This is a genomic window from Niallia sp. FSL W8-1348 (genome assembly GCF_038006745.1).
In the GTDB taxonomy this organism is placed as follows: domain Bacteria; phylum Bacillota; class Bacilli; order Bacillales; family Cytobacillaceae; genus Niallia; species Niallia alba.
This window is the reverse complement of the sequence record NZ_JBBOVV010000001.1, coordinates 807,421-829,885: the sequence shown is the minus strand read 5'-3', so window position 1 is coordinate 829,885 and position 22,465 is coordinate 807,421. Positions and strand designations below refer to the sequence as shown.

18 protein-coding genes are annotated in these 22,465 nt (G+C 34.8%); 8 read left to right on the top strand and 10 right to left on the bottom strand.

Annotated elements, in window-relative coordinates:
- Nucleotides 1–592: 592 nt before the first annotated feature.
- Entirely contained in the window at nt 593–1,708 is a 1,116-nt protein-coding gene (locus NST60_RS03990) for an IS4 family transposase (RefSeq protein ID WP_016201461.1), read from the bottom strand.
- A gap of 381 nt (nt 1,709–2,089) precedes the next feature.
- Between NST60_RS03990 and NST60_RS03985 the strand changes: the two genes are divergently transcribed.
- The 5 genes from NST60_RS03985 (at nt 2,090) to NST60_RS03965 (ending at nt 11,646) form a co-directional block, all read left to right on the top strand.
- A complete protein-coding gene (locus NST60_RS03985; protein ID WP_341098218.1) occupies nt 2,090–5,503 on the top strand; it encodes a pullulanase in 3,414 nt (1,137 codons plus the stop codon).
- Nucleotides 5,504–5,690: 187 nt separating this feature from the next.
- On the top strand, nt 5,691–6,290 hold the full coding sequence (gene safA / locus NST60_RS03980) for a SafA/ExsA family spore coat assembly protein (protein WP_016204493.1): 600 nt from the start codon (nt 5,691–5,693) through the stop codon (nt 6,288–6,290).
- Nucleotides 6,291–6,515: 225 nt separating this feature from the next.
- The gene (locus NST60_RS03975) at nt 6,516–8,438 is read left to right on the top strand and encodes a BglG family transcription antiterminator (RefSeq protein ID WP_254414824.1); all 1,923 of its coding nucleotides are present in this window, start codon (nt 6,516–6,518) and stop codon (nt 8,436–8,438) included.
- Between the two features lie 132 nt (nt 8,439–8,570).
- The gene (locus NST60_RS03970) at nt 8,571–10,499 is read left to right on the top strand and encodes a PTS fructose transporter subunit IIABC (protein WP_169188186.1); all 1,929 of its coding nucleotides are present in this window, start codon (nt 8,571–8,573) and stop codon (nt 10,497–10,499) included.
- Nucleotides 10,500–10,632: 133 nt separating this feature from the next.
- Entirely contained in the window at nt 10,633–11,646 is a 1,014-nt protein-coding gene (locus NST60_RS03965; RefSeq protein ID WP_169188187.1) for a threonine aldolase family protein, read from the top strand.
- Nucleotides 11,647–11,713: 67 nt separating this feature from the next.
- Here the strand turns inward: NST60_RS03965 and NST60_RS03960 are convergent, their stop codons facing one another.
- Nucleotides 11,714–12,070, bottom strand: coding sequence for a hypothetical protein (locus tag NST60_RS03960; protein WP_169188188.1), 357 nt, complete (start codon nt 12,068–12,070; stop codon nt 11,714–11,716).
- Nucleotides 12,071–12,121: 51 nt separating this feature from the next.
- Nucleotides 12,122–12,319 carry a hypothetical protein gene (locus tag NST60_RS03955; RefSeq protein ID WP_169188189.1) on the bottom strand — a complete coding sequence of 66 codons (198 nt, stop codon included), beginning with the start codon at nt 12,317–12,319 and terminating at the stop codon, nt 12,122–12,124.
- A gap of 239 nt (nt 12,320–12,558) precedes the next feature.
- Between NST60_RS03955 and NST60_RS03950 the strand changes: the two genes are divergently transcribed.
- Nucleotides 12,559–13,290 carry a polysaccharide deacetylase family protein gene (locus NST60_RS03950; RefSeq protein ID WP_101730252.1) on the top strand — a complete coding sequence of 244 codons (732 nt, stop codon included), beginning with the start codon at nt 12,559–12,561 and terminating at the stop codon, nt 13,288–13,290.
- 136 nt (nt 13,291–13,426) lie between these two features.
- Here the strand turns inward: NST60_RS03950 and NST60_RS03945 are convergent, their stop codons facing one another.
- Both NST60_RS03945 and NST60_RS03940 read right to left on the bottom strand, forming a co-directional pair.
- Nucleotides 13,427–14,953, bottom strand: coding sequence for a solute symporter family protein (locus NST60_RS03945; protein ID WP_341098216.1), 1,527 nt, complete (start codon nt 14,951–14,953; stop codon nt 13,427–13,429).
- Nucleotides 14,950–15,300 (bottom strand): DUF485 domain-containing protein, encoded by a 351-nt coding sequence (locus NST60_RS03940; RefSeq protein WP_016204478.1) that lies wholly within the window; start codon nt 15,298–15,300, stop codon nt 14,950–14,952. Before NST60_RS03940 ends, NST60_RS03945 begins: the two co-directional genes overlap by 4 nt.
- 441 nt (nt 15,301–15,741) lie before the next feature.
- Between NST60_RS03940 and NST60_RS03935 the strand changes: the two genes are divergently transcribed.
- Both NST60_RS03935 and NST60_RS03930 read left to right on the top strand, forming a co-directional pair.
- Nucleotides 15,742–16,845 carry a 5-methyltetrahydropteroyltriglutamate--homocysteine S-methyltransferase gene (locus tag NST60_RS03935; protein ID WP_169188192.1) on the top strand — a complete coding sequence of 368 codons (1,104 nt, stop codon included), beginning with the start codon at nt 15,742–15,744 and terminating at the stop codon, nt 16,843–16,845.
- 152 nt (nt 16,846–16,997) lie between these two features.
- Nucleotides 16,998–17,774, top strand: a complete 777-nt coding sequence (locus NST60_RS03930; protein ID WP_341098213.1) for a MurR/RpiR family transcriptional regulator — start codon at nt 16,998–17,000, stop codon at nt 17,772–17,774.
- A gap of 181 nt (nt 17,775–17,955) precedes the next feature.
- On the opposite strand, the gene NST60_RS03925 is transcribed toward NST60_RS03930, so the two are convergent.
- From NST60_RS03925 to NST60_RS03905, 5 genes are all read right to left on the bottom strand, one after another.
- A complete protein-coding gene (locus tag NST60_RS03925) occupies nt 17,956–18,411 on the bottom strand; it encodes a hypothetical protein (RefSeq protein ID WP_341098212.1) in 456 nt (151 codons plus the stop codon).
- 113 nt (nt 18,412–18,524) lie between these two features.
- Complete coding sequence (locus NST60_RS03920; RefSeq protein ID WP_341098211.1) at nt 18,525–20,462, bottom strand: insertion element protein; 1,938 nt, start codon at nt 20,460–20,462, stop codon at nt 18,525–18,527.
- A complete protein-coding gene (locus NST60_RS03915) occupies nt 20,455–20,706 on the bottom strand; it encodes a hypothetical protein (protein WP_341098209.1) in 252 nt (83 codons plus the stop codon). Before NST60_RS03915 ends, NST60_RS03920 begins: the two co-directional genes overlap by 8 nt.
- A gap of 299 nt (nt 20,707–21,005) precedes the next feature.
- On the bottom strand, nt 21,006–21,878 hold the full coding sequence (locus NST60_RS03910; protein WP_341098208.1) for a tagatose bisphosphate family class II aldolase: 873 nt from the start codon (nt 21,876–21,878) through the stop codon (nt 21,006–21,008).
- Nucleotides 21,879–21,995: 117 nt separating this feature from the next.
- Nucleotides 21,996–22,454 carry a PTS sugar transporter subunit IIA gene (locus NST60_RS03905; protein ID WP_328021987.1) on the bottom strand — a complete coding sequence of 153 codons (459 nt, stop codon included), beginning with the start codon at nt 22,452–22,454 and terminating at the stop codon, nt 21,996–21,998.
- Nucleotides 22,455–22,465 lie beyond the last annotated feature (11 nt).

The following is a 22,465-nucleotide window of genomic DNA, read 5'->3' as shown; positions in this document are numbered from 1 at the left end:
TCAGCCAACGGAGCATAGATATCAGCCAAAATAAAGATAAATCAGCCAACGTGGCAAAGATATCAGCCAAAATAAAGATAAATCAGCCAACGGAGCATAGATATCAGCCAAAATAAAGATAAATCAGCCAACGTGGCAAAGATATCAGCCAAAATAAAGATAAATCAGCCAACGGAGCATAGATATCAGCCAAAATAAAGATAAATCAGCCAACGTGGCAAAGATATCAGCCAAAATAAAGATAAATCAGCCAACGTGGCATAGATATCAGCCAAAACAAAGATAAATCAGCCAACGTGGCATAGATATCAGCCAAAACAAAACGTATCCAATCCCCATGCTGTCTTTCTAAAGTCGTAAACAAAAAACGATTAATTAGTTATTGTATCCCCTTCTATCTATTAGATTTAATCCCTATCTAAGTCTTCCTTTTTATGTATATTTTCACTAGTGTTGCATAAATATTGTCGCAATTTTCAGTCTGATTATCCTCCTTGTTTAGAGCCAAAAAGGTAAATACCTATTCAAAGGTGGCTCCATCCATTTGGGTTTTTTTTACAATTAGACTTGTGCGACAACAACAATTTGCTTATTAAGGGATGGCTTTCCCTTCAATCTTTCGAAGCCAGATATGGGCTGGTTTCCACAATGCAGCCCTTAAATAACGGCTAATTTGTAAGGTTTTTCGCTTACTTCTTGTTTCAAGTTGTACGAGAACATGTAGGCAAAAAACAATCAGTGCGATAAACACTTGGTTTTGAATCGCCCATTCACTTTGACCGTAGAACTTTTTGATGCTGAGATGCTGTTTGATCCATTTAAAGAACAACTCAATTGCCCACCGTGATTTGTACATCTCTGAAATTTCTTCGGCACTCAAATCAAAACGATTGGTAATTAAATGCAGTTCATTTCCTTTTGAATCCATCACTTTTAGAAGACGAAAGTAATTTTCAGCACGGTTTTGAGTCGTACCAATCAACACCATTTGATCTGACAAAACAGCTGAATTCTCGGGTAGTTTAAAATTATAAACTTCCCGTATGACTGCGTTTTTCCGTAGCCTTGAAAGAAAAAAGTAACCATCATCTGTCATTCGGTCAAAGCGCTCGTAATCTAGGTAGCCACGGTCAAACACATACATGCATTCTTTATCATCAACCATGATTTCAAGCTGACCACGATCATGTTCTTTTGCCGTTGTTAAAACAGCCTTTTCAGGATAGGAACTCCCTTTTTCCATAAACACAAGTCTCAAATGCAACTTGACACCCGCTTTTGTTTTGCGGAACTTTGCCCATTTATGATTGGTCAAATTAAGTGGCAATGTGCTTGAATCAATGATTTTTAACGGCATAATAAGCTTTGTATAATGTGTTTTTGCATGAATTTGTGCGACTAAATCAAGGAAAAGCCTTTGAAATAAATCTGGATTTATACCGTTTAATCGGCGTGAGAGCTGAGAAATACTGATTGAATCAAGATCAATGCCTTTTTGTAGTTGGTCGTCGAAAAGACAATCGCTTAGCTCATGCAAACTTTCGACTTCTTGTAGCTGTGCAAAAAGGAGTAATTTTAGAAATGAGTCTGTTTTTAGTTTTTTCGTATAGTAATCTAATTTCAACGTTTTCACGGTTTCTTCAAAAAGTTGAAGATTTATTGGTGAAAACCATTGTCCAAATGAAGTTTTTCGTGTAATCTTGTCCATGAGTTGGTCCTTTTTTAGTGGATTTGGACGGGTTACCACCTGACTTATCCATTATAAAGGACTTTTTCTTTGCATAAAATAATAAAATTGAACATTTTGAGTATTTTTAATAGTAAAAATAAATTAATGCAACACTAGTGGTATATTTTATAAGTCTGAATGCCTGTATGTTTCTAGCTGGAAATTCTGTTACCGTGAACAATTAAAAGGATCATTGACACTCTTAATCTACTATATTTATAATCGCACATAGAAAGAAAGCGTTTACTTTTGTTAGTGGCTTATTTTATAGGTAAATATTTTATTACGCAAGCAACCATTGTAGGAATATAAATTTTAAAATGAACAGGTTGCTTATATTTTTGAATAGGAGGAAAGGGAATGAACCAATGGTTAAGGAAATTGCTCATTATTCTAACTGTATTTGTTCTTGTGTTGACCACAAGAGGATTTGCGTTCGATCAACCGAGTGTAAAAGCAGAGAATGCAGATGGCAAAGACATACCTGAACACACATTAAGAATACACTATCAAAACAAGGATAATAACTATCAAGATCTAGGATTATGGCTGTGGGAAGATGTAGAATCTCCAACTGCTAATTGGCCACAAGGAGCTGTGGCTTTTGAAAAAGAACAACAAGATGAGTATGGTACATATATTGATATTCCATTGAAAGAAGATGCTAGGAAGGTTAGATTTCTAGTAGTAAACAGAACAAATGGAGAGAAAGAGGGCGGAGATAAGGCAGTTACCATAAGCAATCCGTCGTTGAATGAAATATGGATAAAGGAAGGAGCGGATACGGTCCATCTATTTGAGCCAGTAGCTTTACCTGAGAACACAATCAGAATTCATTATCAAAGAGAAGATCAAAACTATGAAAAGTTAGGGCTGTGGCTGTGGGAAGATGTAGAGTCTCCTTCTGCAAATTGGCCGCTTGATGCCGTAGCATTAGAAAAAAGTGATCGCTATGGTGCTTATGTCGATGTAAAAGTGAAAGAAGATGCAAAGAAGATTGGCTTTCTTATTGTAAACCGTGAAAATGGAGAAAAAATTGGCGGGGATAAAGGGTTCGCATTATTGGAGGAATACGATCATTTATGGATTAAGAATGAAGATGATCAAGTTTATATTTCACCATACTGGGAATCGCCAACTGATTTAGTATCTGGCGAATTATTGTCTGACACAACAATCCAATTAACTTTTTCCAGTACAAAAGGTCTTGCAGAAGAAGAGTTAGTAAAAGGATTAACTATTGTTGACAAAAATCAAGAAGCAATTGATTTTAATGAAGTGAAAATTGCCAATGAAACAACAGTGGAAATAAAAGGTGTTTTTGATGCGGAACAAGGACCTTTTACGATCTCTTATCAAGGAAGATCAGTAACAGTTAAATCTGGATGGAAAATGTTAGATGAAAATTATTTCTATGAGGGCGACGATTTAGGGGCTACTTATCATAATGGGGACGCAACGTTAAAATTATGGGCGCCAAAGGCAACAAAAGTTACTGCAATTTTTTATGATAAAAATGATGCTGCTAAGAAAATTGGTAGTTTAGATTTAGTACAAGGTGACAAAGGTGTTTGGAGTGTGGAAGCAGAGGCAAAAGAGCTGGGGGTCAACAATGTAAGAGGATATTACTACCAATATGAAGTAACAAATGACGGGAAAATATCAAAAGTTTTAGATCCTTATGCTAAATCAATGGCTGCTTTTACTGTGAACACAGAGGGAAAAGTTGGCAGCGATGGTGATACAGTTGGTAAGGCAGCAATTGTGGATCTAAGTCAAACAAATCCAGCGAACTTTAATGGTGCGAACATTGCTGGATATGAAAAACGTGAAGATGCCATTATATGGGAAGCTCATATTCGTGACTTTACTTCCGACCCGACAATTCAAACGGAATTAAATGGTCGCTGGGGAACTTATAAAGCATTTATGGATAAGCTGGACTATATTAAGTCATTAGGTGTTACACATATTCAGCTTTTACCAGTTAATGCTTGGTATTGGGGCGATGAAACAAAAATGGGAGAAAGAGAATTAGAGTATTCAGCAGCAGGAAATGAATATAATTGGGGCTATGATCCTCATAACTATTTCTCTCCAGATGGTGCTTATTCGGAGAATCCAAAAGATCCTGAGCTTCGTATTAAAGAATTAAAGGAACTTATTAATGCTATTCACGATGCTGGAATGGGAGTAGTATTAGATGTTGTATATACACATATGTCCAATGCAAGTCTTTTAAATGATATTGTTCCAGACTATTATTTTTTCCAAGATAGCAATGGTAAATTTGTCGGCTGGTTTGGAAATAACTTAGCAACAAATCATAAAATGGCTGAAAAATTAATGGTTGATTCAGTTAAATATTGGTTCCGCGAATTTAAAATTGATGGAATGAGATGGGATATGATGGGGGATGCAACATATGAAGCTGTCCAAAAGGCTTATGATGAAGCTGCAGCCATCAATCCAGATGCACTCTTTATTGGAGAAGGCTGGAGAACATTCTCTGGACATTTAGCAGATCCGTCTTTAGCAGGAAAAGGTGCGGATCAAGACTGGATGAATAAGACTGATGATGTTGGCGTATTCTCTGATGAAATAAGAAATGAACTGAAATCTGGATTTGGATCAGAAGGAGAGCCACGCTTTATTACTGGTGGAGCTCGTGATATTCAAACGATATTTAATAATATAAAAGCACAACCATCTAATACACCGGCGGATGATCCAGGAGACATGGTGCAATATATTGAAGCACATGATAATTTGCCGTTATACGATATTATTGCAAAAGCATTGAAAAAAGATCCAGCAGTTCCGGAAAATGATTTGGAAATTCATAAACGTATTCGTCTTGGTAATTCGTTAATTCTGACTTCACAAGGAACAGCGTTTTTACATGCTGGACAAGAATATGGCAGAACAAAGCAATGGTTAGGGGAAGGTGTTCCAGAGCAAAAATACGATGCCTTTACAGATGAGAATGGCAAGGTGTTTGGTTATTTTGTTCATGATTCATACGATTCATCTGATGCAATTAATATGTTTGATTGGTCAAAAGCAACCAATAAAGAAGAATACGCTGTTAATAATGAAACGATGGAGTTTACAAAGGGATTGATTGAATTAAGAAAATCATCCAATGCATTTCGATTAGGTGAAAAAAGCCTAGTGGATTCCAATGTAACCATGGTTGAAGCAAAAGAAATAGAGGAAGAGGACCTTGTGATCGCCTATAAAAATGAGTCAACAGATAATACAGGCAGTTACTATGTATTTATGAATGGCGATACAAAATCAAGAGAGTTATCCTTAAGTGAAGATTTAACAGACTTTAAAATAGTAGTTGATAACGATGAAGCTGGAAAGGACGCTGTTACAGAGAAAAGTGGTTTTACACTAACAGCAGACAAAATCACACTTGATCCACTAACTACTGTTGTTATTAAAACAGAGAAAGAGGATACAGCAGGAGATCCAGATGTGGACACACCTAATCCAACTACACCTGAAAATCCAGATGATTCCATCGATCCAGATACTCCAGAACAAGAGACTCCGGCTGATACAGATGAAAAGCCTGATGGTTCTGATAAAGAAGTTGATGGTAGTACAGACGATAAGGTGGAAAATGGTGGCGAAAAATCCGAAAATTCATTGCCAAACACAGCTACAAATAATGGAACATATCTTTTAGCTGGTATCATTATTTTAATGGTTGGAGTTAGTCTTTTAGTTATTATTCGCAGGAAAAAACATGCTGGACAATAAGGTTAAAATTAAGCAGAAATTAGCTTTTGTAAAAAGCTGATTTCTGCTTTTTTGGTATTGATCGTCAGTTAGGTCTTTATTTGAATGAAGTTCATTATATGCAAAGAAAAAATGAAAAAAATTACTAAAAGCAGGATAAGAAAGAAATTTTGTGTACAACTTATTATTCTGAAGGAGGTGAAAGAATATGAAAAAAATAATGGCAATGGTTAGTTTATTTTTATGTTTAGTAACACTTCCAACGATGGTATTCGCTGATACATATACCGTTAAAAGCGGAGATTCCATGTGGAAAATAGCGGTGAAATATCAAATCGGCTTACGAGAAATTATTGCTGCAAACCCGCACATTTCAAACCCTAGTTTAATTTATCCTAATCAAAAATTAACGATTCCTAATATCGATTCTATTAAAACAGTAGAACGTGAAGTCATTAGACTTTGCAATGTGGAGCGGCAAAAAAATGGCCTTCCTGCATTGACAGAAAACTGGGAATTATCGCGCGTAGCAAGAGATAAATCAATGGATATGGCGCAAAAAAAATATTTTAGTCATACAAGTCCAACATACGGATCACCATTTGATATGATGAAAGCATATGGAATTAGTTATAAATCTGCTGGAGAAAATATTGCCCAAGGACAAACAAGTGCCCAAGCGGTTGTTCAGGCTTGGATGAACTCCAGTGGTCACCGCGCCAATATACTAAGCAAAAGCTTTACACAAATTGGCGTAGGTTATTACCAAAGCGGAAACTATTGGACACAAATGTTTATATCAAAATAAACTGCAAAAGGACTGCCACTTAAGTGTTATTAGTAGTAGTCCTTTTTTTAGTGATTATTTTCGTTCCAACCCACCTTTTAACAAAAGGGAATAGCGTTGAACTTGTAAAGATAACAAATATTTTAAGTCTACCATTTAATTTCTAATACTCTAGAAAAAATAAAATTGAATTCGTCTATCCAATAAGCTACACTTTTTATTGATAAATAAAAGTAGGTGTTTTAAATGAACGATAGACAAAAAGTTCTACTTCAAACTTTACTTTCAAATGAAGGGGAAACTTGGAATATAATGGAGCTTTCCGAACGATTAGCCTGTTCAGAAAAAACCGTGCGTAATGATTTAGGTAAGATAGAACAACTATTAAATAAATTCCCCAGTGCAAAACTAAAACGTCAGCCGGGAATAGGCATAACTCTTGAAATTAACAGAGAAGACAGGTCTGGTCTTCTACAACAATTATTTTTCAATAACCAGAAAGCAATGGAAGAGCGGATAGTTGAGATTGCTTATTTATTACTTGTTTCACAGAATCCAATTACTTTACAAAGTTTAGCAGAACGCTATTATGCACCAAAGACCACGATAAAAAAAGAAATGGAAATTATTGAAAAATGGTTGGCCGATTATGGATTAGAACTGATTTCCAAGCCTCGATTGGGAAATATCCTTCTTGGCACAGAATTTCAGAGAAGAAGTGCTTTAGCCCATCTATCGCAGCTATTGTCTTCTGTTTTTGTTGAAAAAAATTATGTTCTTGATTTGTTTTTACCATATGAAATTACTTCCGTTAAACAAGCTTTACAAAAAATGCAAAATTACTTTGAAATTCAATTTATGGATGAAACATTCGATAGTTTAGTTGTACATGCACTTATTATTGTGAAGCGAACACGACAAAAATCACCTATTACGGTAATAGAGAAAGATAAAGCCTATGTTAAAGATTATAAAGAATACGAATGGGCAGGCATGTTCTTTAAGCAATTGGAAAATTCTTTTTCTATGAAATTTCCAGAGAATGAATGCATCTATTTTACTTGGCATTTAATTAGTGGCAAAAGGGTAGGGGACTTAGAAGAGCATGCTTTTTTTCAAGATGCTCAATTGCTTGGTATTATTCATAACCTAACGGAAAGGTTAAGTGAATTAACTGCTTATTCTTTTGAAAAGGATTCCATTCTTACGGAAGGGCTGGCTGTTCACATGTATTCTGTTATCAGCCGCATGAAATATGGTTTTCCGGTTAGTAACCCTCTTTTAGCAGACATAAAGAAAATGTATCCCTATATGTTTAATATGGTGATTTTTGCTTTAGAAGAAATTAAAAACACGTATGATTTAGATGTACCTGAAGACGAAGCAGCATTCCTAGTACTTCATTTTCAAGCCTCGATTGAGCGATTAGAAGGTAATCGCGGAAAAAAGAAAAATTCGCTTATCGTCTGCCATCTTGGAGTGGGGATTTCCCACTTGTTGGAAGCGAAAATTAAACAGCATTATGCAGATATTTATATATTGGCTTGTATTGGCAAGAAATCTATCGATGAATTTTTAAAAAATAATAATATTGACTTTATTATTTCTACTGTCTCTCTTAAAGAGCTTCCTGTTCCCTATGTAGTTATTTCTCCCTTACTAGAAGAAAAAGATAAGGATAAACTGAACCAATTTCTCCAACAAGTCGAAGCGAATCAAGAAAGCAACCGTAAAGATAGTAAACAACTGTCAAAACTAGTTCGTGGTGACTTAGTACAGTTGGAAATTGATAAAGGTCATCCATATGAAGTAATTGAAATGTTAGGGAATCTATTGTTCCAAAAAGGGCTGATTGAGAAGGAATTTATTCATAGTGCGCTTAATAGAGAAAGAAAGTCAGCTACAGCAATAGGGGGGAATATCGCTATTCCTCATGGTGATCCAGAAATGGTCATTCAGTCTTCGATCGCAGTCGCAATTTTAAAAGAACCAATTCAATGGGGAAATGAATATGTTGCTGTCATATTTCTGTTAGCTATCTCAAAACAAGATCAAAACCTAAATCGAGCAGTGATTGGGCAACTCGCATCCTACAGTGAAAATCTTGAGTTTTCAAACAGAATAGCGAAACTAACAGACGTCAAAAGTGTCCTTGACTATATTCAATAAAAGATTCTTATAAATAATTATTTTTTACCACAAGTCTGGTAAAAATTAAGATTATTAGAATAGGAACATAGGTTTATGATCAAAATGTAAGCAATTACATAAGGCGTATGAAAAGTTTTAGGAGGGAATATCATGAAGATTTTAGCGATTACGGCTTGTCCAGTTGGTATTGCTCACACATATATGGCAGCAGAAAATCTCCAAAAGGCTGGGGAAGAATTGGGTGTAGATATTAAAGTAGAAACCCAAGGCTCTATTGGTGTGGAAAATGCTTTAACAGAACAAGATATAAAAGAAGCGGATGGCATTATTATTGCAGCAGATAAAGAAGTTCCAAAAGAGCGCTTTATTGGTAAAAAAGTCATTATTGCTGGTGTTAAAGAAGGGATTCGCAATCCACATGAATTAATTAAAAGACTTCAAAATGGAGATGTACCAGTATATCGAGCAGAATTAAAATCAGCTGATGAAATAAAAGGAGAACGAAAATCAAAAGAAAATCCCATTTATAAGCATTTAATGAATGGTGTATCTTATATGGTTCCATTTATTGTTGTCGGCGGTTTGCTGATCGCACTTGCCCTTACACTTGGCGGGGAACAAACACCAGGGGGAATAGTCATACCAGAAGATTCGATTTGGAAACAGATTGAAAGTCTTGGTGGCACAGCCTTTATGTTTATGGTACCAATTTTAGCTGGATTTATTGCCGTAAGTATAGCAGACCGTCCAGGACTTGTACCTGGGATGATCGGTGGTTATATTGCTGCGAACGGTAGTTTTTACGGCAGTGAAGCTGGTGCAGGGTTTATTGGAGGAATTATTGCCGGTTTCTTAGCGGGTTATATTGCATTAGGTATTAAAAAGATTAAAGTCCCAAAAGCAATACAACCAGTCATGCCAATTATTTTTATCCCAATTGTATCATCTGTTATTGTTGGACTATTATTCATTTTTGTTATAGGAGCTCCTGTAGCACAAGTTTTTGAAGGATTAACTAGTATGCTAGCAGGCATGCAAGGAGCAAGTTCCATTTTATTAGCACTTATTCTTGGAGCGATGATTGCCGTAGATATGGGTGGTCCATTTAATAAAGTTGCATTCTTGTTTGGGTCAGCAATGATTGCAGAAGGTAACTATGAGATTATGGGACCAATTGCAGTTGCAATCGGTATACCACCAATTGGAATGGGACTTGCGACATTTATAAACAAGAAGAAGTACCTTCCAAATGAAAGGGAGGCAGGGAAAGCGTCATTTACCATGGGACTGTTTGGTATTACAGAAGGAGCAATTCCATTTGCTGCTCAAGATCCATTACGTGTAATTCCTAGTATTATGGCTGGTTCAATGGTTGGTTCTGTTATTGCCATGATTGGAAATGTAGGTAATAAAGTAGCACATGGTGGTCCAATTGTAGCCATATTAGGTGCAGTAGATAATGTAGTTATGTTTTTTATTGCGGCAATCGTTGGGGTATTAGTTACTGCCTTCATGGTCAATGCATTGAAAAAAGAAGTGGCTGTTGATGTTCCGGTGAAAAAGGGAACGGATAAAAGAGAAGTTGCAGCAACAAAAGAAGAGACAGACGAAGCGGTTGAAATAACGAAATTAACAGACATTGTAAGCGAAGAATTAATTTCTACAGATTTACTAGGAGAAACACAAGATGAGGTAATAGATGAGCTCATTCAAAAGTTTGAAAAAGCTGGTATATTATACTCCAAGGAAGAATATAAAAAAGCTATTTTAGAGCGAGAGGCACAAAGTTCTACCGGTTTAGGAATGAACATCGCGCTTCCACATGGAAAGTCGAATGCAGTTAAACGTCCTGCGGTTGCTTTTGGAATAAAGCGAAGTGGTGTGGACTGGAATAGTTTAGATGGGACAGACGCTAAATTAATCTTTATGATTGCTGTACCAGAACAAAGTGCAGGCGACGCTCATTTGAAAATATTGCAAATGTTATCACGTAAATTAATGGATGAGAACTTTAGAGAAAAATTACTTAAAGTTAATTCCAAATCAGAAGCGATTATTTTGTTAGATGAAATACAATAATGAATAAAAAGTGCCAAACACCTTAGGATTTATTTAGAGGTGTTTGGTACTTTTTAATTAGAAGTAAAAAATATTTACTGACAACACGAATCTTTGTATGAGAAAATATTTTTAAAATAAGGAGGCAATGTCCATGTATAGTTTTAATAATGATTACAGTGAAGGAGCGCATCCTAGAATTTTACAAGCATTAGTAGAATCCAATTTACAACAAGAAATAGGATATGGGCAAGATTCCTTTACAAACAAAGCAGCAGAAGTTTTGAAAGCTAAAATGAATAGTGATGAGGTAGATGTTCATCTCTTAGTTGGAGGAACGCAAACAAATCTGATTGCCATATCTGCCTTTTTAAGACCACATGAAGCGGCAATTGCCGCAAGTACTGGGCATATTTTTGTTCATGAAACAGGAGCCATTGAAGCAACAGGTCATAAAGTTATTACTGTTGATGCAAAACATGGTAAGCTGACACCAAGTTTAGTGCAAAGTGTACTTGATGAGCATACGGATGAACATATGGTAAAGCCAAAGTTAGTATACATATCTAATTCGACTGAAATTGGAACGATTTATTCAAAGAGTGAGCTTGAACAATTAAGTCAATTTTGTCAAATAAACAATTTGATTTTCTATATGGATGGAGCGCGACTAGGGTCTGCTCTTTGTGCAAAAGACAATGATCTGGTGTTAAGTGATTTTCCTAAATTACTAGATGCTTTTTACATTGGTGGTACGAAAAATGGAGCATTAATGGGAGAAGCTTTAGTGATAAAGAATGATTCCTTGAAGGCGGATTTTCGTTATCATATTAAGCAAAAAGGAGCAATGCTAGCAAAAGGAAGATTGTTGGGAATCCAATTTTATGAGCTATTTAAGGATGATCTCTTCTTCGAATTAGCTGAATACGCTAATAAGATGGCAGAAAGACTAAATAGAGCATTGGCAGAGAAAGGCTATCGCTTTTTAACACCATCTTCTACTAATCAGGTATTTCCGATTTTTTCTAACGAAAAGATTACAATGCTACAGAAGAATTATCAATTCAACATTTGGGAAAAAATTGATAAAGATCATTCTGCAATTCGACTTGTCACTTCATGGGCAACGAAAGAAGCAGAAGTTGAAGCCTTTATAAAGGAAATATAATAAAATAGTCCTGTTTGGCTATTCTTAGTCTTACAGGGCTATTTTTTTAAAATGTTTATTTGTTTTTTCAGTGTACTTTTGGGAATTTAACGGGAGTATTTAAAGATAGTTTGTCTTTGTATGAGCGATAAGCAACAAGTATTTGATCTTTTGTGGTTGCATCTACCTGCAATATAAAATCTCCGTTCGTTTCTAAATAGTACCGAACGCCATTTTCTTGCAAATGGCTGAAATAATAATAATTTCCTAATAAATATTTGCTCTCTGTTTTCGTTTCTTTATGTGTTTTTATATATTCTGCTAGTTCCCATACAGATATAAAAGTGTCCCCGCTTAAGGCAACAAAACCTCTTCGTACCGAATCAGCAGCTTGGGCAATTGAATCTTTTACTTTAGTGACCATCGTATCCAAATAACTATTCATTTCTTCCTCCATAAAATTAATAAGGTATACGGCTTGATACTTTGTCCAGTATTATTTATCTTTAAAAGTTTGATCGAACTTTGCTAATTCAGGATCTTTTTTTAATTGCTTTACATGAAATGCAGTTGTTTCTGAATCTGTATCTCTGCTTATCCCTAATTGATCTCCATCAGCGTCAGCAATAACTCCTTCTCGTGGTCCATCCATATTTGGATCTACGTTAACATGAACTTGATCTCTTGACATCATGACACCTCCTACTATTAGGATGGATAAAATGAAGAAAAAAATCCTAGGTTCGTTGTTTATAAAATATTTAGCGAGTGGTAAAAAATAACAAATCATTGTAAGTGTTCTTTGCCAATTATTAAATCAATTTTAAACGTATAGTTTAAAGAGCTTTCACCATACTAATCTTGTTGTTTAAACCATTAACAGAAAGCCAAGATAGCTTCCATTTAGCAAAATATAAGCAAAAGAGGAATATGATGAAAAAAATCGCCATAGTGTTTTTCCTACTATTTATTATTTTCCCACCGATCGGATCGGCTCAACGAAAGATTCCTATCTTGGTTTATCATTCCATTGATGAATTCCATGGCCAAGGTTCAAAAGAATTGTATGTCACTCCTACTAACTTTGAGAAACAAATGATCTATTTGCGTGATCATGGATTTAGTTTGTTAACATTTGAAAAATGGCAGGATATTTATACAAAGGAAAAACCTATTTTCATTACTTTGGATGACGGCTATAAAAATAATTTAAAGGTGTATGACATTTTCAAAAAGATAAAAAACAATCATTTTATCCCATCTGCAACGATGTTTGTTATCTCAGATTTCATCGGAAATGCAAATAGGTTATCAAATACAGAGTTAAAAAGGTTAGCCGATTCCGGTTTAATTTCGGTTCAATCTCATACTGCTACACATCCTGATTTAACGAAAACGACAGAGTATAAACAGGAACTGAAAGATTCGCAAGAAACAATTGAAAAAATAACAAGAAAGGAAGTTATTGCTCTTTCTTATCCATATGGAAATATTGATTCTAAGACAATTGATGAAGTAAAGAAGTACTATTCTTTTGGATTAACGACAACTCCGGAATTATATTTAGAAAAGGGAATAAAGAATGAACGCTATTTATTGCCTAGAGTTTATATTAAGTATTCTACTACGTTAGAGGAGTTTGCAGACATAGTGGAGGGGAAATGACTGACGGTTATTATGGAACTAAATGAGTAAGAAAGGTGCTGAAAATAAATCGGTTTTTGGCGCTTTTTGTCATTTTATTTCCCGGGAAACATGGAGACTGACTCTACTATTGTTACATAGAGTCAGTTTCCATCTCTTACTTCATTCCTGTATTCGCTTTTACAATCACTTCTGCATATTTCTTCTCGTCTCGTTTAGTGGAAAGAATAGTCCCAATAAATGCTCCAAGGAAACCGGCAGGAATAGAAACGATAGCTGGATTTGTTAATGGGAATATAGCGGTTCCTGTTAAAATAGCGACACCAGGATCTGGATTTAGTACACTTGGACTAATTGCTACTAATACTAACGCAGTAACTAATCCTGTTATTACACCAGTAATAGCACCAGCTGTATTGAATCTTTTCCAGTAGATTGTAAAAATAATAACTGGTAAATTGGCACTGGCTGCTACACAAAATGCAAGGGATACAAGAAAGGCTACATTCATTTTTTGGGCAAATAGTGCAAGAATAATAGAAAGAATGGCTACAGCAACAGAAGCATAGCGTGCAGCTTTCATTTGTTGTTTTTCTGTTACCTTACCTTTTTTTATAATTTGTCCGTAAATATCATGGGCAAAAGCAGAAGCACCTGATAAAACAAGTCCTGCAACAACAGCTAAAATGGTCGCAAATGCCACAGCAGAAACAAAACTCATGAGAAAGTCACCACCAAGCGCATGTGCCAATAATGGAGCCGCCATATTCCCAGCTGAATTAGCTTCCATAATATCAGCAGCGCCAACAAAAGCAGCAGCTCCAAAGCCTAGAAAGATGGTTAAGATATAGAAAATACCAATCACCCAAGTTGCTGTTACAACAGAGCTTCTAGCTGTTTTTGCATCCTTTACGGTAAAGAAACGCATTAAAATATGAGGAAGACCTGCAGTTCCCAAAACAAGTGCCGCCATCATGGAGATAGTATCAAGAGAATTTGTATACTTCACGCCAGGATTAATATATTTTTCTCCTAATGGTGTAAGTGTTTTGATTTCGTCAAACATTGTAAGGATATTAAAGTTGAATTTTGCAAGGACAAGGAAGGAGATGACAACTGTTCCAAGCATTAAGAGGACGGCTTTAATGATTTGTACCCAGCTTGTAGCAGTCATACCACCGAATAATACATAAATGGTCATCATTATCCCTACAATTAAAACAGCTAGCCAATAATCGATACCTAATAATAGCTGAATAAGCGCACCGGCTCCAACTAATTGGGCGATCATGTAAAAGATTACAATGGTAATCGTACTTAGTGCGGCCACCCCTCTTACTTTTTTCTGGTCAAAGCGGGCATTTATCATATCGGCAATGGTATATTTGCCTAAATTTCTTAGTGGTTCAGCAACAATATAAAGAACAACTAAATACGCTACCAAGTATCCGATGGAATAGAAGAATCCATCAAAACCAGTTAATGCGATGGCTCCTGCAATTCCGAGAAACGAGGCAGCAGATAAATAGTCACCAGCTATGGCCAACCCATTTTGCCAGCCAGTTAAGCCACCACCAGCTGTGTAAAATTCACTTGTCGTATTGGTTCTTTTTGCTGCCCAATATGTAATGATAAGGGTAATAACGACAATAATGACGAATAACATTAACGCGATTGGATTCATTCATTTTTAGCCCCTTCCAGCTTAGTTTCTTCCACAATTTCAGCAGCTAAATGATCAAATTTTATTGCTTTTCGAACATAAATCATACATAGCACCCAAGTCATAATAAACTGTGCAAACGCATATACCCATGTCCATGTGATGGATCCAATTGCAGGTTTATTTAAGATAGTCGTGTAAGAAGTTAAAATAGGCAACATAAAATAAAAGAGTAAGAAGAAGACTGTTAGAGGTATTAGAAATCTTTTCTTTTGGGACATTAATTGCTTAAATTTAGAGCTATTGGCAATTTGTACGAAATCGTATGGGTCAGATTGCTTTTTTGCATCTTTGGCCAAATTACTCATTCACTTTCCCCCTTGAATACATATTATTTTCCAATATAACAATAGTGTAAAAACTTCAAAGGAGATTAGCAATGGTTCTTTATTCTTAAATGTAAGCGTTTTATTTGAGTGAAATTACTTATTTTTGGAAAAAAAGTAAAGTAGGAATTGCTGTAAATAGCCATTTAAATTTGCTTCTATTTTCTATTTCTATTATCTAGTATTCTTATAAGAAATGGTGTAGAATTACTAGAAAAGTTTTAAATAATCTTAAGAGTTGAAATTTTATGTATTTCAGAATATTTGTTTTCATGTTACATTTACTTATAACTAGTAAAAAATTGTGGATTCTAGAGTTATGAAAGCCACAAAAAAGATTTTTCTATACATAATTACAAATGCGTTTTTCTGAAAAATCTAAAATTAAAAAGAGAAAAGAAATTTACGGAGGTAGGGATTCAAATGACAAAAACAATTATTAAAGCACCATTCAGAGCAGACCATGTAGGAAGTTTACTTCGTCCTCAATCAATTCATGATGCTAGAAAGAAGTTTGCTGAAGGAGCTATTACAGCTGAGGAACTACGTACAGTTGAAACGGAAGAAATTAAACGAATTGTCGACAAGCAAATTGAAGTTGGTCTTCAAGCAGTTACAGATGGCGAGTTCCGCCGCCGCTTCTGGCACACTGATTTCATGGAGCATTTAAATGGAGTAGAAGGCTATGTACCTGACCATGGTTACAAATTTAAAGGGGTTGAAACAGAAGCGTATGATGTACGTGTTATAGGAAAAGTATCTTTTGATCCTGATCACCCACATTTAAAAGACTTTAAGGAATTCTATGAGATTGTTGGAGACCGTGCAGTCGCAAAAATGACCATTCCAAGTCCAAATCAATTTTTCAATGCAGGTATCCGCAATGAAGAAATTTATCCGGAAATTGATGATTTTGCGAAAGATATTATCCAAGCCTATCGTGATGCGGTGCAAGCATTTTATGAGGCTGGTTGTCGTTATTTACAATTTGATGATGTATACATCGCAGGGCTTTGTGCACCAGAACTACCATTTGCAAAAAGTGAGCTAGAAAGACAAGAATTAATCGATTTAGCCTTAAGTGTAGTTAATGGTGTTCTAGAAGGAAAACCAGAAGACCTAATAGTGACAACCCACCTTTGCCGTGGAAACTATCAATCTGCTTGGGCATTTGAAGGTCCATACGATAAAATTGCCCCTAGCTTTTTTGCAAAGGAAAAAGTAGATGGTTTCTTTTTAGAGTATGATGATGAGCGCTCTGGTGGTTTCAAACCGCTTGAGTTTGTTCCAAATGGTGGAGCACAAGTAGTTTTAGGTGTATTTACTTCGAAAACAGGAGAATTAGAGGATAAAGAGGCGATCAAAACACGTGTAGAGGAAGCATCTAAATATGTTTCTCTTGAACAGCTTTGCATTAGTCCACAATGTGGATTTGCTTCTACTCACCATGGAAATAAATTAACAGAAGAAGAGCAATGGAATAAATTGAAATACATTGTTGATGTGGCAAAAGAGATTTGGGAATAAGATAGTTTCAAATTAGTAGAGAAAGAGGCACATTCTTGTATGAGTATGTGCCTCTTTTATGAAGAATAATCTAATTAAATACTATATTTAGAGAACAATAGAATGGTAAAATAGTTGTATGCGTATACAATGGTTTATAAGGTGGTGATAGTTTGGACAATATTATATTCGATCTTTCAACAGAGAAATATCAATCATTAAGTGAGACAGAAAGATATTTATTAGATTTTATATTCAAACATATTGAACTAATGCCAGACATGTCGATTGTTAAATTAAGTGAGAGCGCAAATGTATCTACTGCCACAATTGTTCGTTTAATGAAGAAGATAGGGCATGATGGATTTACTGCATTTAAATACTCTATTAAAGATAAGTTAAAATCAACTAAACAAGTAAAAACAATTGATGATATTGATAAAAAAATACAGCAAGCAATAAAAAAGAATGAAGTCGAAGTTCTAAATACCATTCAAATGTTAAACAGTGGAAATATAGAAGATACGATTCAGAAAATTAATAATGCCAAAAAAGTGTATGTATTTGCCCGAGGGTTTTCGGAAATGATTGGAAACGAAGTGACTATCAAACTACAGCTATTAGGAAAAAATTGTGAGATGCACAATGACCCGAATATTATTCGAGTAATTTCCAAAAAAATAAAAAAAGATGAATTGGCTATTTTTATTTCTTTAAATGGGGAAACAAAAGAATTAGTAGAGGCGTGTAAAAATTTTAAAATAAATCAAATTAGCACAATTACATTGACGGCTGGAATCGATTCAAGTTTAGCCAAGCTTTCTGAAATAACTCTTTTAGGATATAAAGGGTCATCCTCTTTTTTTCCAGATTATGAAGTACGTTCCCGGTTACCTTTACAAGTAATTTCAAGAATCATTCTTGATGCCTATGTGATTAGAATGATGTAAAAAAAGAAACCTATGTTAAAATAAGTAGTTCAGATAATGTGGAGAAAATCTAAAATAACAATGAATTTTTGGTATTAAAAAACAGCATAATTCGTTCTGTAATTAGCACAAGTTTTAACACAAAAAACGCTTGGATTTACCAAGCGTTTTTTCATTGTTATTTCCTTATCTAAACTTCCTATTATTGAATGACGATATTCCCTACATATTGGGCAGTTCCTTTATCAGTAGGTAGGTCTAAAACAATCATATACTCGCCTTTATCTTTCGGTAAGTTGAAATAAGGACCTGCATTATCCATTTCTAAATCTATTTTGTTTTCATTTTGCCAAAGCGAAATTTTCACATTTTTCTCGTCAAAATATCCATCTTGAAGGGAAAACTGAACTTTCTGCCCAGAATTAAAGTGCATTTTATTTTGCTTTTTTGCTAATGAAAGAATATCCTTCGTTTCCTTGTTGTATTTTTCATCAAAAGTCCAATTTATGTTTGCTTCTGCTAATTTTTCTTCTTGAGTAATATCCTCTGGATTTGTAAGTGAAGCAGTAGGGGGAGAAAAATCATATTCTTCTCCAATACATCCTGTTAATGAAACAACAAAAAACAATCCAAAAAGAAAGATACAAAATCTTTTCAAATAATTTCACCTCCATATATTTTTGCCTAATTGATTCTATACAATTTTCAATATTCTATGATTTTATTTTAACATAAAAATAAGATTCTCCTATTTTATATTGAAATAGAGAACTATCTAAGATAAATAATATCTTTCAAATCAAAGACTTTATTGGTTACACCCAATCTTTGTGCAGGAGTAAGTTCTTTACCATCGGCAGATTTATAAGTTTCACAAAAGTTGTAAAATGTTCTAAGAATGGTCAAGGCGTATTGAGCATACTTTGGATTGAAGTTGGCGTAAATATAACTCTTTCCATCGCCCCTTGCAGTCATTAACGGTCTTTCAAGGATAGATAATCTTCTACGAATTTGTTGGATAAAACTATTCGTGGCGTTATCATTCACATTGATTACCATTTTCGCTATGTCTTTCGGTTCAAGAGAAGATAAATCAGTTGTGCAATCCACTCTATGAAATCCTTTATCTCTTGATGCTAATGGGTGTGTAATCGGATTTTTAGCCCAAACATTATACGATTGTTTTGGTGTTTTAATTTCACTATGAAATTGATGCGTTTCAAATAGTTCTTTTAATGAAAGGTAAGCCAATTTTCGCAAGTTCTTCGTTTCATATCCTCGATGAAATCCCCAATCTAATAAATCGGATTTTGCATCGTCAAACTCTTCCAAGCATTGTTTTCTACTCTTGTTCTTATCAATTGAACACAGAAAGTGGTGAGCATCGTATGTTCTTACTTCCTTTGAGAACACTCTAAAAAACGCCGTTATGATTGAAGAATCATTATCGCTTATCATTCTCCATTCAGATGCCTTTACAAGCTGTTTAATGAGCCAATAATGGGCGATTGTCGTATAGGTAGGATTAACGTGAAGACCATCTACATACTGCATTCTTTTATTGAAATTATTTAGTTCAGCTCGATATTCGTGTGGCTGTTGTGTATCTTTCGGTGAAGGTTCTTGTGGGTAATAGGAAAAGTCCAAACGATTATTCTTCTTGCTAAAATCATTCAAATGGTCTTCTTTATATATGACAGTATCGTATTTTAAATCCTCTACTGTCATTTCCCAATCATAAGCAACATCAGACCGAAATACATATCGTGAGAGTGCATCTGCTGATACAACTACATATGTCTGTACTTGGCTGTCTTCTAAGCCAAAATACTTTTGACCGCCTTGCCCCTTTTTACGAACATTATTGAGGTTATAGTGCATTTTATCGGTATTTAGCCACATTTCTTTAAATGACATATTATCCAAAGGAGTTGTTTCATACTTCTCTAAAAATTCCAAACAACAACGGTATAGCCATTCTAATTTTTGGTAGTAAGTGCCGACTCCGATTTCTAAAATATCACAAGTACGACTGATTGGCATTTTGTTTAAAAGCAGTTTCGCAAACATTGGAAGAATATCATTTCTCTTTTGGCGATAAGTTGTGGATTGTCGCTTGTTTGGTAGAATGCTTGTCTTTTTCTTACAAACTTTGCATTGCCATCTTTGAGAATTATTCAATGTTTTGCCTTGCTTATAAAAACCATCAGGCTTGTCAAAAGGCGTTAAATGATTAGCGGTACAACCTTCTTTATGGAAAGTGTAATCAGGTTCAACATCTTGGGTTTGATTGATACGAATAAGCCTCGAAATTTCTTCTGTAATTGACCAATTTGAAACAGTAATAGAATTACAGTTTAGCGTCATACCTCTATCGGGGTGAATAGTATCTGGATTACATACAAGTGATTTTTTACTTTTTGTTCCACTAAGTTTATATCGCTTACTTTTACCTTTTAAAGTAGTCTGTTCTTGACCACACCATTTACAAAAAGGGTTTGTGCAGAAATTATATTGGATTTTGTGGTTTTTTCCATTCCAAGTAAATTCAATGGGGTGGAATAACATATGGTTATAGCGAAACGCAAATTGTTTATCGGAAAGGACTTGGTATTGTTCCTTTCTGTCTTTCAATTCTTCTTCATTCACAGGATTATGAATAACAACGATGCTGTCTTCCTTTGTCGCCAATCGTTGCAATTTAGCCAAGTTTTTTCCCCTCCACTAAATCTTCAATTTCTAATTGTTTAACAATTCTTCGGTTATTTCGCTTGTTTTCTATCCATTGCAGAAAATCTTTATCATCCAAAATATTAAGGAGTAAAGTATCAACAACTTCGCTTTCGGAATATCCAGTGTATTCGGAGTAAACATTGACTAATGCTCTTACTCGCTCAGATATAAGCCACTCCACACTTTCAGCCTTATTGTTCTTAGGCGTTATGAATTTCATCCATTTTCACCTCGATTGTTAGTTCAATTAACATCCTTATTAGCATCTATTTTAACACCCCAATTATCGCCTTGACAACAGTTATTGTCACTCTGTTATTTAGTATGCCAATTTAGTTAATTTTTTATACCAATTTTCACTTGAAGTGTTGATATATCAATAAAATCAAACAGACCAATTCATATGCGAATTGGACTGTTAATTGTAATGCTAATTATATTGTTTCTCCACAATAACTGAACTACTTAATGTTAAAAGGTTTCTTTTTTAAGCTCATTATTTCACTTGTTTCAAACAGATTAAATTCGATTTTCACTTTTACACATTTTAATTTTATCTATTACTACTTGTCTCATAGCCTCTTTAGCAGGTTGAACATATTTTCGAGGATCATTTGCGTCTAGATGTTCCGTCAAATATTTTCTTATATTCTCTGAAAATGGTATTTTTAGTTCTGTTGCAATATTTACTTTACAACAGCCTAAGTCGATGCATTTTCTTACATCAGTAACACTAATGCCAGAAGCTCCATGTAACACAAGTGGTATATCAATTACCTGCTTAATTTGTGCTAAACGTTCAAAGTCTAATTTAGGTTCTGATTTATACAAACCATGTGCAGTACCAATTGCAACAGCTAAAGAATCAATACCTGTACGTTCCACAAATTCTTTTGCTGCTATTGGGTCTGTATAATAAGAGTCTGCTTCATCCACTATCAAATCATCTTCTTGGCCTCCTAATCTACCTAATTCTGCTTCCACAGTAGCACCATAAGAATGAGCAAAATCAACTACTTCTTTAACAATTTTAATATTTTCTTCAAAGGGATGATGGGATGCATCAATCATGACTGATTTAGTTCCTAGTAAGACCGATTCTTTTATATCTTGAATATTTTCATGATGGTCCAAATGCAATGCAATTGGGATATCATATTTCTTTGCTGCTGTTTCCACGATTGCCTGAATATAATCGCGACCAGCGTAGCTGAATGTTCCAGGTGTACCAGCTAAGATAACAGGGGAGCGAAGACTGGAAGCTGCCTCCACAACTACTTGAATGGTCTCTAAATTGTGTATATTAAAGGCTGGTACTGCATAGCCATCTTTTTGGGCATTTAAAAGCATTTCTTTAGTATTTAGTACTTTAGCTTCTATATCTACATTCATTTTTCTTACCTCCATTTTTTTGACAAGTTATTTTTAGACTGATTTTGGAAAAAGCGGCTAAAAGAACAATAAGATAACTGTAGACATAGTTTCTGATTTCTTTTGCCACTTTTTTATTTAAATACTTACGATAGACTCATTGATTAATTGAAGAATTTGCTGTTTGTTCTGAGCTGCTAACAAGTTTTCTCTTATCTCTTGATGGATTAACATTCTGGAAATATTAGAAAGTGCTGTTAAATGAGTTGTTGCTTCTGCGTTTTCTGGTATTAGTAATGCAATAATGAATTTAACAGCCTTTTGATCCATTGAGTTCCAATTGATTCCTTCGCTCAACGTGATAATTAAAGCAGACGGAATTTGAATAGAAGAACTTTTGGCATGTGGGATAGCAAATCCATCGATGAACCCTGTTGTACTTTGTACTTCTCTTTCTTCCAATGCCTGTATAAGTTCTTCAGTAGAAATAGCTATATTATTGGATACACAATGCTCCGCGATTTTTATAAATACTTCTCTTTGTGACGAAATGCTCTCGTTTAAAAGGATATTTTGTTCAGAAAATAAAGTATTCAAAGTGTTCATCT

What these genes read in the sequence shown, in the direction of transcription:
- safA (WP_016204493.1), top strand. Translation starts at nt 5,691, where the DNA reads ATGAAAAAAATAATGGCAATGGTTAGTTTATTTTTATGTTTAGTAACA.
- NST60_RS03915 (WP_341098209.1), bottom strand. Translation starts at nt 20,706, where the DNA reads ATGAAATTCATAACGCCTAAGAACAATAAGGCTGAAAGTGTGGAGTGG.
- NST60_RS03970 (WP_169188186.1), top strand. Translation starts at nt 8,571, where the DNA reads ATGAAGATTTTAGCGATTACGGCTTGTCCAGTTGGTATTGCTCACACA.
- NST60_RS03935 (WP_169188192.1), top strand. Translation starts at nt 15,742, where the DNA reads ATGACAAAAACAATTATTAAAGCACCATTCAGAGCAGACCATGTAGGA.
- NST60_RS03965 (WP_169188187.1), top strand. Translation starts at nt 10,633, where the DNA reads ATGTATAGTTTTAATAATGATTACAGTGAAGGAGCGCATCCTAGAATT.
- NST60_RS03940 (WP_016204478.1), bottom strand. Translation starts at nt 15,300, where the DNA reads ATGAGTAATTTGGCCAAAGATGCAAAAAAGCAATCTGACCCATACGAT.
- NST60_RS03955 (WP_169188189.1), bottom strand. Translation starts at nt 12,319, where the DNA reads ATGATGTCAAGAGATCAAGTTCATGTTAACGTAGATCCAAATATGGAT.
- NST60_RS03975 (WP_254414824.1), top strand. Translation starts at nt 6,516, where the DNA reads ATGAACGATAGACAAAAAGTTCTACTTCAAACTTTACTTTCAAATGAA.
- NST60_RS03960 (WP_169188188.1), bottom strand. Translation starts at nt 12,070, where the DNA reads ATGAATAGTTATTTGGATACGATGGTCACTAAAGTAAAAGATTCAATT.
- NST60_RS03910 (WP_341098208.1), bottom strand. Translation starts at nt 21,878, where the DNA reads ATGAATGTAGATATAGAAGCTAAAGTACTAAATACTAAAGAAATGCTT.
- NST60_RS03985 (WP_341098218.1), top strand. Translation starts at nt 2,090, where the DNA reads ATGAACCAATGGTTAAGGAAATTGCTCATTATTCTAACTGTATTTGTT.
- NST60_RS03945 (WP_341098216.1), bottom strand. Translation starts at nt 14,953, where the DNA reads ATGAATCCAATCGCGTTAATGTTATTCGTCATTATTGTCGTTATTACC.
- NST60_RS03950 (WP_101730252.1), top strand. Translation starts at nt 12,559, where the DNA reads ATGAAAAAAATCGCCATAGTGTTTTTCCTACTATTTATTATTTTCCCA.
- NST60_RS03990 (WP_016201461.1), bottom strand. Translation starts at nt 1,708, where the DNA reads ATGGACAAGATTACACGAAAAACTTCATTTGGACAATGGTTTTCACCA.